Here is a 15,194-nt window from a genome sequence, read left to right as displayed (position 1 = left end):
AAAGTTGCTAAACAACGTATAAATTGTTAATAACTTGTAAATGTGTCAATTAGTGCATAGCCGCACTCGCGTCAACTTTACCTTTACCTTTTTTAACCAGCAAGATAAAAGGAATACAAACCAAAAACAACACACCCAAGTACAAGAAAATATCCATAAACGACATCACGGTAGCTTGTTTGGTAATCCCTAAATCAAGCACCTGATAAGCTTTCTGCAATGCCACATCGGCAGTATCGCCTCGTCCCATAAAGTTCGCTTGCAAACCATGCAGTCGATCTTGTACATTAGGTTTAGATCCATCAATATACGGCAATAAATTCATACGGTGTTCTTGTCCAAAACGCGCCAAGAAGGTTGTGATAATCGCTATACCAAATGATCCACCCAACTGACGCATCATTCCGGTAAACGCTGCACCTTCGCCAATGCTTTTCCCCGTAAGGTTAGAGAGTGAAAGAGTAGTAATGGGTACAAACAATAATCCCAGTCCAACACCACGCACAATTAGGGGCCAAAACATGTGTTCGGTTCCCGTATCGGGCGTCATGATGTCGTGCATCCAATAGGTGAATATAAAGAACGATAAAAATCCAACCGCCACCATATACGTTTGCGGCACGCCACGCTGTATCAATTTACCAATAAAAGGCATCAAACACGCCACGGTTATCGAACTCGGAACCAATAGCAATCCGGCATCTGTAGCCGTCCATCCCAAAATAGATTGGGTATAGATGGGAACAATAAACGTAGAACCATACAAACCAAATCCCATAATGAAACTCATGATGACTCCAACCTTAAGATTACTGTCCTTCAGCACCGACAGATTAACGATAGGGTATTTGTAAACGAGCTCGCGCCAGATAAAGAAGAACAAGCCCAAAGCGCTAACGACAGATAAGGTCACAATAGTGCCATCATTAAACCAATCGTCTTGCTGACCGTGCTCTAAAATGTATTGCAGCGAACCAATAAAAGCCGCCAGCAACCCAATACCCAACCAGTCAACTTGATTGGCAGTTAGTTTTTCGCCATACTTCGGACTTCTAACAAACGTTAAAGTCAATAAAGTAGCAATAATCCCAATCGGAATATTGATATAAAAGATATAAGGCCATGAAAAATGATCAACAATATAACCGCCCAATGGCGGACCAAGAGTGGGGCCTACGATAACTCCCATTCCATAAATAGCTTGAGCCATGCCTCGTTTTGCTATCGGATAACTTTCGGTTATAATCGTTTGAGCGGTAACCAATAACGCACCACCACCCAAACCTTGAATGAATCGGAAGGCTACGAGTTCCCATATATTATCGGCGTTACCACACATAAAGGAAGCCACGGTAAAAATGATAATCGAAGCCGCAAAATAATTCCGACGACCAAATTGTTGTGATAACCAACTCGTCATAGGAATTACAATCACGTTAGCAATAGCATACGCGGTAATTACCCAAGCCACATCAGTAAGGGTAGCACCAAGGCTACCACGCATGTTATTAAGCGCTACGTTTACAATTGTAGTATCTACAATTTCAAGCATAGCACACAGCACCGCCGTAATGGTAATAATCGTCCGGCGAAAACCATATTCTACTAAATCCTCTTGAACTGTTGGTTTAGACATTTTTAATGAATTAAGAATTAGGAAGTAAAAATTAAGAATTATTAATTGCGACTAGGAGTAATTGTACTATTTTAGTGGGTTGTTGCCTTTGTAGCTCCATTATTAATTTTTAATTTTTAATTCATAATTATTTTAAAATAACATCTACATCCGCATTCATCCCAGAGCGAAGCAACGCCACTTTATCTTTTGCATTGTTGTCGGTAAAGTTGATGCGTACCGGAAGACGTTGTACTGTTTTCACAAAGTTTCCACTTGCGTTATCTGGAGGCAAAAGAGAAAACTTAGAACCTGTAGCCGGAGAGAACGAAACAATCTGACCTTCGAATTCCGTTCCGGGGAACGCATCGATTTTCAATTTCACTTTTTGCCCTTCGCGCATTTTGTCTAATTGCGTTTCCTTAAAGTTGGCTACCACCCAAGTTTCATTGTTGTTGATAATATAAAACAACGATTGTCCCGGTTGTACCAATTGTCCCGGTTGGATGTTGATGGTAGAAACCTGCCCGTCTATTGAAGCCGTAACGACCGTGTATCCAATATTCAAATTCGCGGCATCTAATGCTGCTTGTGCTTTTTTGATATTGGCAGCAGCCACCAGAACTTGTTTGTTACTTACATTTGTTCGAGCCGCAGCAACATTCTTTTGGAAAGAGGAGGCTTTTTGTTGGTTCATCAAGATGTTCAACTGACTTTGCGCTTCTTGTTTTGCCGCTTCAGCTTGTTCAAATTGTTGTTTGGTAATCGAATGATTTTTATACAGATTGTTATAACGTTCAAAATCACTTGAAGCTCTGCGCAATCTGATTTTAGCCGTTTCAATACTTCCACCAGCGGATTGTACATTGGCTTCAGAAACTGAAACTCCCGCTTGTGACGTTCCTATATCGGCCTTAGCCACTTCATAATTGTTTTCGGCTGCAGCCAAATTCGCTTTCGCTTCTTCTACTTTAACCAAATAATCGCTGTTGTCAATTACGAAAAGCGTGTCGCCTTGTTTCACATTGTCGTTATCCTTAACCAAAACCTTAGTAATGTACCCAGAAACTCTTGGAATAATCGGATTCATCTTCTTAGCTACCTGAGCATCGTCAGTAGTTTCGTGAGATAAAGAGTGAATGTATTTATATCCGCCATATCCTAGTCCAACAACGGCCAATCCGATGAATATGAAGGTGAATTTATTGTTTGTTTTTTTAGCTTTCATAGTTGTGTATCTATTATTTTTGAGTGATGTTTAATGATGAGGTTAAGGTTCCTGTAGCAAATTGCAATTCGTAATATTTTTGAGCTACATCTGCTTTAGATAACGCTTGATTGATTTTGGATTGTAATTGTTGGTAATCGGCTTCCAGTAAATCATTCGTATCCGAAAGGCTGTTGTCGTATTTGTCTTTTACGATGCGGTAGTTTTCAGTAGCTTGTTCTACTGCTTTTTCATAAACCAAACTTTGTTTCAACGACAGGGTGTAGTTTTCATTGGCCATAAACACCTCTTCTTTGATTTGGTCGTTCAGTTGTGATACGGCAATCTCCGTTTGTTTTACTCGGCTTTCCGCCAATTTAACATTCTTACCGTTCTTGAAGATGTTTGAAATATCATAAGAAACACCAACACCAATATTCATTGCATTAGTAACCGTCAGTACATTATTCAAATCTAATGCGATATAACCGCCAGACAATGAAAGGCTAGGATAGTAGCCCGATTTTGCGATTTTGATGCCGCTTTCGGCTGCTAGTTTTTTAAGTTCCATTGCTTTCAAATCATTTCGTTCTCCGGTTGCACCGTTTCCTTGATTGCTTGCCATATCTCTTTTCACCGCTTCAATATCGATTTCAACTTGTGTACCTTCTGGTAATTTTAATAAAGTCACTAATCGGTAGTTGGAAATAGCGGTATTCTTTTTTGCGTTATCCAATGACAATTGTACGTTGGATTGTTGCAGTTGTGATTTCAATAAATCATTACGCGCAATCAAACCGTTTTCTTCCATTGCGGTAAAATCTTTAACCCGTTGGTCAGCCGATTTCAGATTGTCTTCGATTAAGTCGACCATTTGTTGTGCTTTGTATAAGTTGGCAAACATTTCTACCACTTCAAGCCCAATTTGCTCTTTAGAGTGCTTTTCAGCGAATGTTTCCGATTTATACCTACTTTCGGATTCCTTGATACTATTTGATATCTTAAAACCGCTAAAAATTGGCATCGAAGCATTTACTTGTCCCAACATCAATTGATCTGCTTTTAAAGGTTTAGCCGGAGCAGCATTAGGATCAGTGTTGGTTTGTAGATTCGAATCAATGTGCGCGCTAGATAATTTCAAGTATTGTCCGGTAGCTTTCACACTAGGATAACGTGTGTTTTTGGTGATATCAACTTCCAATTTAGAAGCTTCTACTTTGGCTTTCGCTAAGGAGGCAGCATCACTGTTGGTTACTGCGAGTGCTACGGCTTCTTTCAAAGTCATGAGTTTCTTTTGCTGCGCTTCCATTTTGGTAAGTCCCAAAAAGAGAAGGGCAAGGATAACGATTTTATTAATTTGCATAGACTAGGAGTGCTTTTATGGTTTTTTGAATGTGTTGTGTAAGCTCAGTTCCAATGTAGTTGTCGTATTCCTCATCCGTTTTCAGGTTGAGTATTTGTTTGTAAAATGGCTTATTGGTATGAAACTGGAAATAGGTTCCCATGATAATAGGAGGAAGCAAGGCCACATTGATTTCTTGTTGGAAATCCCCAGAATCTTGTCCTTCTTTGATAATGTTTCTGAAGGTTTCTAAGTTGGATTTTTTCATCTCGGTAAATCCTTCAAAGTTCAATTCTCTCTTTTTGTTCGAAAATTCAGAATGAAGAATTTGGTAGATGCAACGGTTTTTGTTGATACGAGTGATATAAAGTTCCACCATTTTATCCACTTTGGCAAAAGGAGGGATGTTTTCGTTGTACAAGCTTTCGAGTTGCAATCGCATATCGGAAATCCGACTTAGTACTAAAGCTTCCAACATTTTTTCTTTCGAGCCAAAATAGTAAGAGATCATAGCGATATTGACATTTGCTTTTTTGGCTATATCTCTTATTGAAGTTCCGTCAAATCCTTCTTCAGCAAAAAGCTTTTCGGCGACTTGTAGAATCTCAATTTGTTTGTCGTTTAATGCAATCATGATTTGTTAAGATTTAAATCGGGTACAAAATTAAACAACTGTTTAAATTAAACGTTTGTTTAATTTTTTTTTAACTTGAAATTAACAAATATAAACATCATAGATAAATACTATAGTAAATAATTATAAAATTAGATATCAATTGATTATGTAAATTATCTAAAGTATATTTTGGATAAATAAGGAACTATCTGAAATGGGATTACTTTCGATAAACTGGATAAAACTGCTACCGATGATGGCTCCTTTTTGGTATTTTGTTGCTTGTTGGAAGGTTGTTTTATTGCTAATTCCGAAGCCAATTATCTGCGGATTTTTTAAATTCATTGCTGAAATTCGTTCGAAATATTCAAGTTGATTTGTATCGAATGCATCTCTGCTTCCCGTTACACTTGAACTGCTAACCATATAAATAAACGCATTAGAATTTGCGTCAATCAAACGGATTCTATCTTCAGAAGTTTGCGGTGTAATCAGAAAAACCATAGCAATACCGTAGCTTTCAAAGAGTTGTTTGTATTCTAACAGGTAGATTTCAAGCGGTAAATCGGGTACAATCAATCCGTCAATCCCAGTTTCTTGACATCTTTTCAGAAAGTTCTCCACTCCAAACTGCAAAATCGGATTAAAATACCCCATTATTATTAACGGAATTTCTACCGTTTCGCGAATATCTGCAATTTGATCGAATAGTATTTCAGTCGTCATTCCATTTTTTAAAGCCTGCGTTGAGCTTGCTTGAATGGTTGGTCCATCCGCTAAAGGATCGCTAAAAGGCAAGCCGATTTCGATCATATCTACTTTGTTTTTAGCTAATTTTTCAATTAAACTTTTAGTATCATTTAGGTTAGGAAAGCCTGCTGAAAAATAGATGGATAGTATTTTATTTTCTTCTGATAATTTGGATTGAATTCTATTCATTTTTATAAGTTGAAATAGTTAATATATGTGCTTAAATCTTTATCACCACGACCTGATAAATTGACGATAACAATATCTTCTGGCTTGAATTTTTTGTATTTAAAAACGGCTAATGCATGTGCGGTTTCAATGGCGGGAATGATACCTTCTGTTTTGGCTAATTCGATTCCGGCTTGCATAGCATCTTCATCAGTAATGGCGATGAATTCCGCTCTTTTTGTTTGAAACAAATGCGAATGCATTGGTCCAACGCCGGGATAATCAAGACCTGCCGAAATAGAGTAGGGCTCGGTTATTTGTCCGTCATGGGTTTGCATCAAAAGGGTTTTACTTCCATGAATAACGCCAATCTTGCCCAAAATTGAAGTCGCAGCGCTTTCGCCAGTTTCAACGCCTTTTCCAGCTGCTTCAACTGCGATGAGGTTGACTTCTTGATTGTCTAAAAAATGATAAAAAGCCCCAGCAGCATTGCTTCCGCCACCTACGCAGGCAATCACGTGATCTGGATTTTCTCGGTTTTCTTTTTCTAGTAGTTGGATTTTGATTTCCTCTGAAATCACGCTTTGAAAACGCGCGACCATATCAGGATAGGGATGAGGTCCAACGACAGAACCGATGATGTAAAAAGTATCAATTGGGTTGGCAATCCAATCGCGAATCGCTTCATTAGTTGCGTCTTTCAAGGTTTTTGAGCCCGAAGTTGCTGGTCGAACTTCGGCACCAAGCATTTTCATGCGAGCCACATTTGGCGCTTGACGTTCAATGTCAACTTCGCCCATAAAAACAATGCATTGCAATCCCATTAAAGCGCAAACGGTAGCGGTTGCCACACCGTGTTGTCCTGCGCCAGTTTCGGCTATAATTCGGGTTTTACCCAATCGTTTGGCTAATAAGATTTGACCGATAGTGTTGTTGATTTTATGTGCACCAGTGTGGCATAAATCCTCACGTTTAAGGTAAATTTTGGTGTTAAATTGCTCTGACAAACGCTTAGCAAAGTAAAGTGGCGTAGGTCTGCCGACGTATTCTTTGAGAAGCGACTGGAATTCGGATTGAAACTCAGGCTCTGCTGTTATTGTTAGATACTGTTGGCGTAATTCTTCTACATTTGGATATAGCATTTCTGGAATGAATGCGCCACCAAATTCGCCATAAAATCCCTTTTCGTCTACATTGTAAGTCGTTTGCATAGTTTATTATTTAAAAGCGTTGATAAGCTGTTTTGTATTTTCTATCGATTTTAATCCTGGTTCTGTTTCTAATTTGCTGTTGCAGTCGATGGCAATACAGTTTTTCGAGTAAGGTTTAGTTAGAAATGATTTTACTTCTTCGAGGTTTTCTAATCCAATTCCGCCACTTAAAAAGTAGGGCTTATCTAAAGTGTAATTTTCTAAAATGCTCCAATCGAATGTAATTCCATTGCCTCCATAATTTGTTCCTTTGGTGTCAAAAAGGAAGTAATCGCAAAAATTATTATATTCATTTAACGTATTAAAATTAAATTGATTATCAATACTTAATGCTTTTATTACTTTAACGTTATTTTGCTGTAATGAATGACAGAATTCTGGACTTTCAGCGCCATGTAATTGCACTAACTCTAATTGATATTGATTTACTTTTTTTAGAATTTCTTCCAAAGAGGCATTAACAAAAACTCCTACTTTCCGAATAGATTTTGGGATATTTGGGATATCATTTTCAAAATTACGAGGCGATTTTTCATAGAAAATGAATCCTAAATAATCCGGTTGCAACGAAGCAATTTCGATGATATTCTCTGGAAATTTCATACCGCATATTTTGATTTGAATTGCCATTATCCTTTCAATTGATTGATGAATTGTTCCAAACTCTTCCCAGGATTATCGGTTTTCATAAAGTTTTCACCAATTAAGAATCCATGAAAACCGTGACTTTTCAATAGATTGATGTCTTCAGTTGCGGTTAATCCGCTTTCGGAAATCTTAACAAAATCATTCGGAATGTTATTTGATAAATCGATGCTGTTCTGCAAACTCACTTCAAATGTTTTTAGGTTTCGGTTGTTAACACCAATTAAATCAAGGCTTGGCATGATGCTTTTCTCTAATTCTTCGAGATTATGCACTTCTAACAAAACTTCTAAAGCTAACGATTGCGCAAATTCTGAAAGTAGTTTGATTTCTTGTTTAGATAAAACGGCTGCAATCAGCAGAATAGCATCGGCACCAAAGGCTTTGGCTTCTAATAACTGGTATTCATCAATAATAAATTCTTTACGCAATAACGGAATCTGAACAGAAGCGCGAGCCAAAATCAAATCTTCTAATGAGCCGCCAAAATATTGAGTATCCGTTAAGATAGAAATCGCTGAAGCACCCCCATTTTCATAGCCTTTTACCACTTCTTCTACTGAAAAACTGTTGTTAATCGTAGCTTTGGAAGGCGATCTGCGTTTGTGTTCAGCAATGATTGCGAATGGCAAATTGCGTATGGATTTGCTTAGAGAATTCGTTTTTTTATTGAATAATTCAGCATTTTCCAACTGTGCAATTGAAAGTACAGACTTCTTTAAAGCGATTTCTTTCTTTTTACTGGCGATGATTTGGTCTAATATGTTCATTATTTACTGATTTGTTGCAGTTTTTGTAATTTTTCTAAGGCTTTTCCCGATTGTAAACTTTCTTTTGCTTTGGCAAATGCATCGATTATCGATGAATTTTCGACCGTTGCAAGCGCTAAGGCCGCATTGGCACAAACCACATTCTCTTGCGCTTCCGTTCCTTTTCCAGAGATGATATTCATGAAAATTCGCGCCGATTCTTCTATGGTTTCTCCGCCTTTGATTTGTTCTAAAAGCAATTTTTTTACATCAAAATCAGTAGCGTTGACAATACTTTCGGAGTTTTTAGTAATCATTTTGGCATCGGCAGTTAATGAAATTTCATCATAACCATCCAAAGCGTGAAGAATTGTGTAGTTTACATTTGTGTTTTGGTAGAGATACGCGTACATTCGAGCCAATTCTAAATTAAAAACACCCACCAACTGGTTTTTCGGAAACGAGGGGTTTACCATTGGCCCGAGCATGTTGAAGAAGGTTTTTACGCCTAATTGTTTTCGGATTGGACCCACATTTTTCATTGCAGGGTGGAAAAGTGGTGCATGAAGTATGGCAATGTTCGCTTGATCCATACATTTGGCTAGAAAGTCTTTATCATTACTGAATTTTACACCCAAATTTTCCATAACGTTACTCGAACCTGAAATAGAGGAAACGCCATAGTTACCGTGCTTTGCGACATGAATTCCGGTTCCAGCTACTACGAATGAAGCTAAGGTTGATATGTTAAAAGTATCTTTTCCGTCTCCGCCAGTACCGCACAAATCGATAGTGTTGTACGCTGAGAAATCAACAGGAATGCAAAGTTCTAAAAGCGCTTCACGGAAACCCGAAAGCTCTTCAATGGTAATGTTTCGCATCATATAAACCGTCAAAAACGAAGCAATTTGGCTAGGATTATATTGGCTCGAAGAAATATTTACTAGCACTTCTTTAGCTTCTGCTTTGGATAGCGATTCGTGGTTTATTAATCTGTTAAGTATAATTTTCATTTTTTTATTGTAATTGATAGTGCTATTGTCATTGCCATTGAAATTGTCATTGAAATTGCTATTGAAATTGCCAGTTAATCGTTAACCCAATTTTCTATAATTTGTTTACCAAGAGGCGTCAAAACGCTTTCTGGGTGGAATTGAACCCCTTTAACATCAAGTGTTTTGTGGCGCAGTGACATGATTTGTCCGTTTTCATCTGTCGAAGTAATTTCTAAAACTGTTGGAAAATCAGCATTGGCAACAACCCAAGAATGATAGCGCCCGACTTCAAATTCATTGGGCAAACCATAAAAAAGCGTTTCGTCTGTAACTGTCTGCGTAATTTTTGTGGACACTCCGTGATATACTTTTTCTAGATTTATAAGGCTTCCGCCAAAGACTTCTCCGATGGCTTGTTGTCCGAGGCAAACTCCAAGAATGCTTTTAGTTTTGGCATATTTTGAAATGACAGCTTTCAGTAAGCCCGCTTCATCTGGGATTCCGGGTCCAGGCGAAAGCACTATTTTATCATAAACTTGTAATTCTTCCAATTCAAATTCGTCGTTTCTGAATACAGTAACTTGTGTGTTCAAATCTTCTAAATAATGAACTAAGTTGTAGGTAAAACTGTCGTAATTGTCGATAACTGCTATTGTTTTCATATTTTTATTATTAAAGCCCTTCGACTGCGCTCAGGGTGACAAAATGTATAATGTTTATTTTTTTTTAACTGATCACTGCTTTCTGACCACTGATCACTATATTGTTTCTGCTAATTCGAGCGCTTTATTTAATGCTCCTAATTTGTTGTACACTTCTTGCATTTCGTTTTCTTCTGAAGAACTTTCCACAATTCCGGCGCCAGCCTGATAATGCAATTGGTGGTTTTTAGAAAGGAACGTTCTAATCATAATGGCATGATTGAAATTGCCTTCAAAATCCATGAAGCCGATGGCGCCTCCATAAAATGTTCGGTTGGTAATTTCGATTTGTTCTATTAATTGCATCGCTTTGTGTTTTGGAGCACCAGTTAAGGTTCCGGCCGGAAAGGTATTGGCAACCAAATTCATAGCACTTCCATTTAGTTTTCCAGTGACTTTTGAAACCAGATGGATTACGTGTGAAAAAAACTGCACTTCTTTATATTTTTCAACCTTTACTTCAGTGCAATTTCGGCTTAAATCGTTTCGAGCCAAATCGACTAACATCACATGTTCGCTGTTTTCTTTGGTATCTTCGGAAAGTTTTTTGGCTAATTCGGCATCTTGTTCATCGTTTCCGGTTCGTTTAAATGTTCCGGCAATAGGATGAATTTCGGCATGCTTGTTTGCAATCACCAGTTGCGCTTCGGGCGAAGACCCAAAAATCTTGAAATTTCCATAATCAAAAAAGAACAAATAGGGAGAAGGGTTGATGTTTCTTAAGGCACGGTAGACATTGAATTCATCACCTTTAAAGGCTTGAGAAAATCTTCTGGATAAGACCAATTGAAACACATCGCCTCGATGACAGTGTTTTTTAGCTAAAGCTACATTCGATTTGAATTCTTCATCTGTTAGATTGGAAACCGAATTGCCCTCTTTGGTAAAACTAAAACTCGCAAAGGTTTTGGTTTGTAGTAATTGCTCAATTTCCTTGATATTATTAGTATTATCTATGCTGTGACAGAAGATATACGCTTCGTTTTTGAAATGATTTATGGCAATTATATTCTGGTAAACTGCGTAATACAAATCGGGAATCGCTATATCATCTGATCTTTTTTGAATAGAAGCCTTTTCAAAATATTGTACGGCATCGTAATTAATATAACCAAACAAACCATTATTGATGAATTTGAAATTGTTCTTTTCAGGTTTGAATTTTGAGGCAAATTCTTCAATTACTTTTGGAACATTTACCGTATTTGAAACCGCTATTTTCTCTAAAGTTCCATCTGGAAAAGCACTGATGATGTTAGTATTCTCAATTTTTATTGAAGCGATAGGATTGCAGCAGATATAAGAGAAACTGTTATCGGCAGTATGGTAATCACTACTTTCTAATAAAATGCTATTTGGAAATTTATCTCTAATTTTTAGGTAAATACTAACAGGAGTGATTGTATCAGCGAGGATTTGCTTGTGTTGCGTATGTAAATTGTAAATTTTCATCTTTTTGTTTTTTTGCACTTTGACTGCGCTCAGTATGACAATTTTGTTTAAACAGAAAAAGGCTTGTCGTGAATGACAAGCCTTTATATTATTTGGGTAAATGATACCAATAATGGACTATTTCACGACGTTTGACGTAAACTATTCCACCACCAAGTATTATTTAAAATGTTCTTCATTGTTTTTTTATGATTCACAAATGTAGTGATGTGTTTTTAATTTTCAAGTAGAAATTAAAAAAACCTCAAAAATTTCTTTTCAAGGTTTTTCATAGCAATCATTCCCTAATTAGAACTGTAGGTTAACAGTTAATTCGAAATCATCATAAATAGCTTTGTCTCCAATGCTGTCAAAGAAACTTTTAGAGTTGTATTTGATCTCGTATTTAGTTCTGTCTATTTTCAAATTTGTTTTAGCCGTATCCCCTTTCACAGCTAAGTCAAAAGTTATAGGATTTGTAATTCCTTTGATTGTTAAGTCAGCAGTTACTGTATAAACACCGCCAACTTTAGTAGCAATTTTTTTGAATACTAAAGCAGCAGTAGGAAATTTTTCAGTTCCGAAGAAATCTGCTGATTTCAAGTGACCGTCTAATTTTGCTTTATATTCACCCGAGATGTCTGTTGCAGCTAATGAAGCCATGTCAACTGTAAAGCTCCCGCCTGCTAATTTGTCTCCTTTGAAAATCAAATTTCCTTCTTTTAAATTAACAGTTCCGCTGTGTTCGCCCGTTATTTTTTTTCCAACCCAATTGATTGTACTTTTCCCAGCGTCAACTTTTTTAGTTTGTGCAGTAGCTACAGTAGTTCCAAAAGCTACGAATACTGCAAGTGCGATAATTTTTAAATTTTTCATTGTTTTTACGATTTAGTTATGGTTATAAATTGATAAATAATTCTTCGGTTGATTTGCGTACTTTTACATAGTTCTGGGTGGCATCTTCATCATCGCGGTACCCTACAGTTGCTATTACTACGGCATTTAATCCTAATTTGTCAAGTCCAAGGATTTCATTAAATTTCTCTGGTTCAAATCCTTCTATAGGTGTAACGTCTATTTTTAATTCTGCTGCGACATTTAATAAATTACTTAAAGCAATGTAAGTTTGTTTTGCGGTCCAGATGTTTCGATTATCTTCTGACAACGCAGTAATTTTTGATTTCATAAAATCAGCATAGCCTTGGACAGATTCGATAGAGATCCCTCTGACTTCTGTTAAATTTTTGATGTAAGCATTAATTTCTTTTTCACCAAAATTTGTAATATTCGCAAAAACGATTAATTGAGAAGCGTCAACAATTTGCGATTGTCCCCAAGCAACGGGTTGCAATTTGGCTCTAATTTCCGGATTTTCAATAATTAAAACTTTGTAGGGCTGCAAACCATACGAGGAAGCTGACAAACGAATTGCTTCTTTAAGGGTTGCTAAATCTTCTTTTGAAACTTTTTTTGAAGGATCAAATTTTTTGGTTGCGTAACGCCAGTTAGCGTCTTTTATGAAATTACTCATGTGTAAATTGATTTATTTAAAGGTTCTATATTTTTCTAGTAACGTGTTCAACTGCTGTAATTCTTCGCCGCTTAAATTGTTGGCAAATTGCTGTTCGTGAGCAATAACAATAGGATCCAATTGGATTAAAATGTCTAATCCTTGCTGGGTAATTTTGACCTCGATTTTTCGACGGTTTTCAGGGCAAACTTCACGAGTTACGTAATTTTTTATTAAAAGTTTATCGATTAGTCGCGTAGTGTTACTGTTTTTTGCAAGCATTCGTTCCTGAATAACATTCATATTGGCAGGACAACCTTTTTGACCACGTAGAATTCTCAGCACGTTATATTGTTCTCTCGAAATATCGTAAGGCTTTAAAATCTCATGAAAATTATCATTAATCACATTTTGAGTATACAGAAAGTTTAAGATGACTTTTTTGGCGACATCTAACTCGACTGTGGATTTTATAACTTCTTCAATTTTCATAATTGTCCTTACAATATTTGTAGATACAAATGTAACGGATTATTTCATTTGTAGCTACAAGTGTTTGTTATTCTTATGTTAAAATTTTAAATAGTGTTAAGTTTCTTTTCTCAGCAATCGAATTTAAATTTGCAAACAAGTATATTTGTTATTCAAAATTATCAATTATGGATTTATCACAAAACGAATGGAAATCAAAATTAGAAAATGATCCTAATGCTGTTATTCTTGACGTGAGAACGGAAGACGAATGGAATGATGGCATAATCCCTAACGCCGTTTTAAACGATATATACAGGGGCCAAGCCTTTATTTACAAACTTGACGAACTAGACAAATCAAAAAATTTTTATGTGTATTGTAAAGCTGGTGGAAGAAGTGCAGAGGCTTGCGCTATTATGAACCAAATGGGTTTTGAGACAACGTATAATCTTGAAGGTGGTTTCTCGAACTGGAAAGGCGACGTGGCGTTTCGCGATGAAGAGTAGTTGTATTTGTTTGTATTATAGGAAGCCTAACCATCAAATTATATAAAACATGAAAAAAGTACTTCCTTTATTACTAATCGTTGTATTGATTTCCTGCAAATCGACACACCTAAATTCTAAAAAATCAACTGAATTGTTTGATATTGCTAAAGAAAATGACAGCACTACTTTTGTTAATCTAAGAAATTACAGCAACGATTTTGTATTTGATATGAAATATGCCACGCCAGATAATTTTCTTAAAGAAAAAGTTTATCCTTGTGACGAATGTTTCTTGCGTGTGAAAACTGTAAAAGCTTTACTCAAAGCTAATAAATCGTTTTTAGAAAAAGGTTATAAGATTAAGTTATATGATTGCTATCGTCCCAAATCGATTCAGAAAAAGATGTGGAAAATTGTTCCCGATGCTAATTATGTAGCTAATCCAAAGAAAGGGTCTATTCACAATCGTGGCGGAGCAGTCGATATTTCACTAGTTGATTCAAACGGAATGGAACTAAATATGGGAACCAAATTTGACTTTTTCGGAAAAGAAGCCAGTCATAATTATTTGAATCTTTCGGAACAAATCTTAGCCAATAGAAAATTGCTAAAAACAATAATGCTCGAAAACAATTTCAAATCTTTCGATTCAGAATGGTGGCATTATAACTTAAGCGGAAGTAGTAAAGACCAAGTTTCTAATCTAAAATGGAAATGTCTTAATTAGTTTCTATACATTTTAAATAGTCCATAAAATATTTTTCAGGCTCATACATTTTTTTGTCCAACACCGAAACAAATCCAGTTTTAAAAGGATAATCTGCTGTTTCTCCCGTAAATTGAATTCGGATAAAAGTTACAGGTGATTTTTTTAATTCCTCATAATTATCTTTAGAAAATAGAAAGGTTCCAGTAATAATTCGGTTGTTCATATTCTTATCATCTCTTAGAAGCGAGCCACAAGAATCAGCGCCAGCGTGAAAAAGAGTTACAATTTTTCCGTTTTGTAATTGGATAAATATTTTTGAACCGCTATCTAAACAAGTAGTTTTTATAAAATCATTGCTTTTTTGTAACAATTGCAGTTCCACTCCCAAAACGCCATTAGTATTGGCTAATGAAAAAAAGACGTTTGTGGAGTTTCCGGCAAAACTTCTCTCGAAAACCATATACTGTTTCGTAGTCTTATAAGTCCCGATGGTATCAGTAATATCAGCGTCAATTTCGCATGGCTTTTGGGCGAAAACGCTTATGTTTATCAATATGAATAATGCTAAGACACTATTTTTCAT

General features: G+C 36.4%; 17 protein-coding genes. 2 read left to right on the top strand and 15 right to left on the bottom strand.

Annotation, left to right across the window (positions count from 1 at the left end):
- Positions 1 to 49: 49 nt before the first annotated feature.
- From PSU83_RS03050 to PSU83_RS02985, 14 genes are all read right to left on the bottom strand, one after another.
- Entirely contained in the window at positions 50 to 1,636 is a 1,587-nt protein-coding gene (locus tag PSU83_RS03050) for a DHA2 family efflux MFS transporter permease subunit (RefSeq protein WP_300586599.1), read from the bottom strand.
- Between the two features lie 127 nt (positions 1,637 to 1,763).
- Positions 1,764 to 2,843: an HlyD family secretion protein gene (locus PSU83_RS03045; protein WP_300586598.1), complete on the bottom strand. Its 1,080-nt coding sequence runs from the start codon at positions 2,841 to 2,843 to the stop codon at positions 1,764 to 1,766.
- A 13-nt stretch (positions 2,844 to 2,856) separates the two neighbouring features.
- On the bottom strand, positions 2,857 to 4,185 hold the full coding sequence (locus tag PSU83_RS03040) for a TolC family protein (protein ID WP_300586595.1): 1,329 nt from the start codon (positions 4,183 to 4,185) through the stop codon (positions 2,857 to 2,859).
- A complete protein-coding gene (locus tag PSU83_RS03035) occupies positions 4,175 to 4,798 on the bottom strand; it encodes a TetR/AcrR family transcriptional regulator (RefSeq protein WP_300586593.1) in 624 nt (207 codons plus the stop codon). Before PSU83_RS03035 ends, PSU83_RS03040 begins: the two co-directional genes overlap by 11 nt.
- Before the next feature lie 159 nt (positions 4,799 to 4,957).
- Entirely contained in the window at positions 4,958 to 5,719 is a 762-nt protein-coding gene (gene trpA / locus PSU83_RS03030) for a tryptophan synthase subunit alpha (protein ID WP_300586592.1), read from the bottom strand.
- A 2-nt stretch (positions 5,720 to 5,721) separates the two neighbouring features.
- Entirely contained in the window at positions 5,722 to 6,909 is a 1,188-nt protein-coding gene (gene trpB / locus PSU83_RS03025) for a tryptophan synthase subunit beta (protein WP_300586589.1), read from the bottom strand.
- A gap of 6 nt (positions 6,910 to 6,915) precedes the next feature.
- The gene (locus tag PSU83_RS03020; RefSeq protein WP_300586586.1) at positions 6,916 to 7,512 is read right to left on the bottom strand and encodes a phosphoribosylanthranilate isomerase; all 597 of its coding nucleotides are present in this window, start codon (positions 7,510 to 7,512) and stop codon (positions 6,916 to 6,918) included.
- 26 nt (positions 7,513 to 7,538) lie between these two features.
- The gene (trpC, locus tag PSU83_RS03015; protein ID WP_300586582.1) at positions 7,539 to 8,324 is read right to left on the bottom strand and encodes an indole-3-glycerol phosphate synthase TrpC; all 786 of its coding nucleotides are present in this window, start codon (positions 8,322 to 8,324) and stop codon (positions 7,539 to 7,541) included.
- A complete protein-coding gene (trpD, locus tag PSU83_RS03010; RefSeq protein ID WP_300586577.1) occupies positions 8,324 to 9,316 on the bottom strand; it encodes an anthranilate phosphoribosyltransferase in 993 nt (330 codons plus the stop codon). The genes trpC and trpD overlap by 1 nt, the downstream gene beginning before the upstream one ends.
- Positions 9,317 to 9,390: 74 nt before the next feature.
- Entirely contained in the window at positions 9,391 to 9,960 is a 570-nt protein-coding gene (locus tag PSU83_RS03005; RefSeq protein WP_300586574.1) for an aminodeoxychorismate/anthranilate synthase component II, read from the bottom strand.
- Between the two features lie 96 nt (positions 9,961 to 10,056).
- Entirely contained in the window at positions 10,057 to 11,451 is a 1,395-nt protein-coding gene (locus PSU83_RS03000; RefSeq protein WP_300586569.1) for an anthranilate synthase component I family protein, read from the bottom strand.
- Positions 11,452 to 11,739: 288 nt separating this feature from the next.
- The gene (locus PSU83_RS02995; RefSeq protein WP_300586566.1) at positions 11,740 to 12,306 is read right to left on the bottom strand and encodes a YceI family protein; all 567 of its coding nucleotides are present in this window, start codon (positions 12,304 to 12,306) and stop codon (positions 11,740 to 11,742) included.
- Positions 12,307 to 12,328: 22 nt separating this feature from the next.
- Entirely contained in the window at positions 12,329 to 12,961 is a 633-nt protein-coding gene (locus PSU83_RS02990) for an NAD(P)H-dependent oxidoreductase (RefSeq protein ID WP_300586561.1), read from the bottom strand.
- A gap of 12 nt (positions 12,962 to 12,973) precedes the next feature.
- Complete coding sequence (locus PSU83_RS02985) at positions 12,974 to 13,432, bottom strand: MarR family transcriptional regulator (RefSeq protein WP_300586556.1); 459 nt, start codon at positions 13,430 to 13,432, stop codon at positions 12,974 to 12,976.
- A gap of 167 nt (positions 13,433 to 13,599) precedes the next feature.
- On the opposite strand from PSU83_RS02985, the gene PSU83_RS02980 reads away from it, so the two are divergent.
- The gene (locus tag PSU83_RS02980; protein WP_300586553.1) at positions 13,600 to 13,920 is read left to right on the top strand and encodes a rhodanese-like domain-containing protein; all 321 of its coding nucleotides are present in this window, start codon (positions 13,600 to 13,602) and stop codon (positions 13,918 to 13,920) included.
- A 49-nt stretch (positions 13,921 to 13,969) separates the two neighbouring features.
- Positions 13,970 to 14,629, top strand: a complete 660-nt coding sequence (locus tag PSU83_RS02975; protein WP_300586550.1) for a M15 family metallopeptidase — start codon at positions 13,970 to 13,972, stop codon at positions 14,627 to 14,629.
- Here PSU83_RS02975 and PSU83_RS02970 read toward each other — a convergent pair.
- Positions 14,622 to 15,194: a hypothetical protein gene (locus tag PSU83_RS02970; RefSeq protein ID WP_300586546.1), complete on the bottom strand. Its 573-nt coding sequence runs from the start codon at positions 15,192 to 15,194 to the stop codon at positions 14,622 to 14,624. The two genes, PSU83_RS02975 and PSU83_RS02970, sit on opposite strands and share 8 nt — an antisense overlap.

Origin of the sequence: Flavobacterium sp. (assembly GCF_029945805.1) — a bacterium.
GTDB lineage: Bacteria > Bacteroidota > Bacteroidia > Flavobacteriales > Flavobacteriaceae > Flavobacterium.
This window is presented reverse-complemented; position numbering and strand designations above follow the sequence as displayed.

What these genes read in the sequence shown, in the direction of transcription:
- PSU83_RS02985 (WP_300586556.1), bottom strand. Translation starts at nt 13,432, where the DNA reads ATGAAAATTGAAGAAGTTATAAAATCCACAGTCGAGTTAGATGTCGCC.
- trpB (WP_300586589.1), bottom strand. Translation starts at nt 6,909, where the DNA reads ATGCAAACGACTTACAATGTAGACGAAAAGGGATTTTATGGCGAATTT.
- PSU83_RS02970 (WP_300586546.1), bottom strand. Translation starts at nt 15,194, where the DNA reads ATGAAAAATAGTGTCTTAGCATTATTCATATTGATAAACATAAGCGTT.
- PSU83_RS03000 (WP_300586569.1), bottom strand. Translation starts at nt 11,451, where the DNA reads ATGAAAATTTACAATTTACATACGCAACACAAGCAAATCCTCGCTGAT.
- trpC (WP_300586582.1), bottom strand. Translation starts at nt 8,324, where the DNA reads ATGAACATATTAGACCAAATCATCGCCAGTAAAAAGAAAGAAATCGCT.
- trpA (WP_300586592.1), bottom strand. Translation starts at nt 5,719, where the DNA reads ATGAATAGAATTCAATCCAAATTATCAGAAGAAAATAAAATACTATCC.
- PSU83_RS03040 (WP_300586595.1), bottom strand. Translation starts at nt 4,185, where the DNA reads ATGCAAATTAATAAAATCGTTATCCTTGCCCTTCTCTTTTTGGGACTT.
- PSU83_RS02975 (WP_300586550.1), top strand. Translation starts at nt 13,970, where the DNA reads ATGAAAAAAGTACTTCCTTTATTACTAATCGTTGTATTGATTTCCTGC.
- trpD (WP_300586577.1), bottom strand. Translation starts at nt 9,316, where the DNA reads ATGAAAATTATACTTAACAGATTAATAAACCACGAATCGCTATCCAAA.
- PSU83_RS03005 (WP_300586574.1), bottom strand. Translation starts at nt 9,960, where the DNA reads ATGAAAACAATAGCAGTTATCGACAATTACGACAGTTTTACCTACAAC.
- PSU83_RS03045 (WP_300586598.1), bottom strand. Translation starts at nt 2,843, where the DNA reads ATGAAAGCTAAAAAAACAAACAATAAATTCACCTTCATATTCATCGGA.
- PSU83_RS02990 (WP_300586561.1), bottom strand. Translation starts at nt 12,961, where the DNA reads ATGAGTAATTTCATAAAAGACGCTAACTGGCGTTACGCAACCAAAAAA.
- PSU83_RS03050 (WP_300586599.1), bottom strand. Translation starts at nt 1,636, where the DNA reads ATGTCTAAACCAACAGTTCAAGAGGATTTAGTAGAATATGGTTTTCGC.
- PSU83_RS02980 (WP_300586553.1), top strand. Translation starts at nt 13,600, where the DNA reads ATGGATTTATCACAAAACGAATGGAAATCAAAATTAGAAAATGATCCT.
- PSU83_RS03020 (WP_300586586.1), bottom strand. Translation starts at nt 7,512, where the DNA reads ATGAAATTTCCAGAGAATATCATCGAAATTGCTTCGTTGCAACCGGAT.
- PSU83_RS03035 (WP_300586593.1), bottom strand. Translation starts at nt 4,798, where the DNA reads ATGATTGCATTAAACGACAAACAAATTGAGATTCTACAAGTCGCCGAA.
- PSU83_RS02995 (WP_300586566.1), bottom strand. Translation starts at nt 12,306, where the DNA reads ATGAAAAATTTAAAAATTATCGCACTTGCAGTATTCGTAGCTTTTGGA.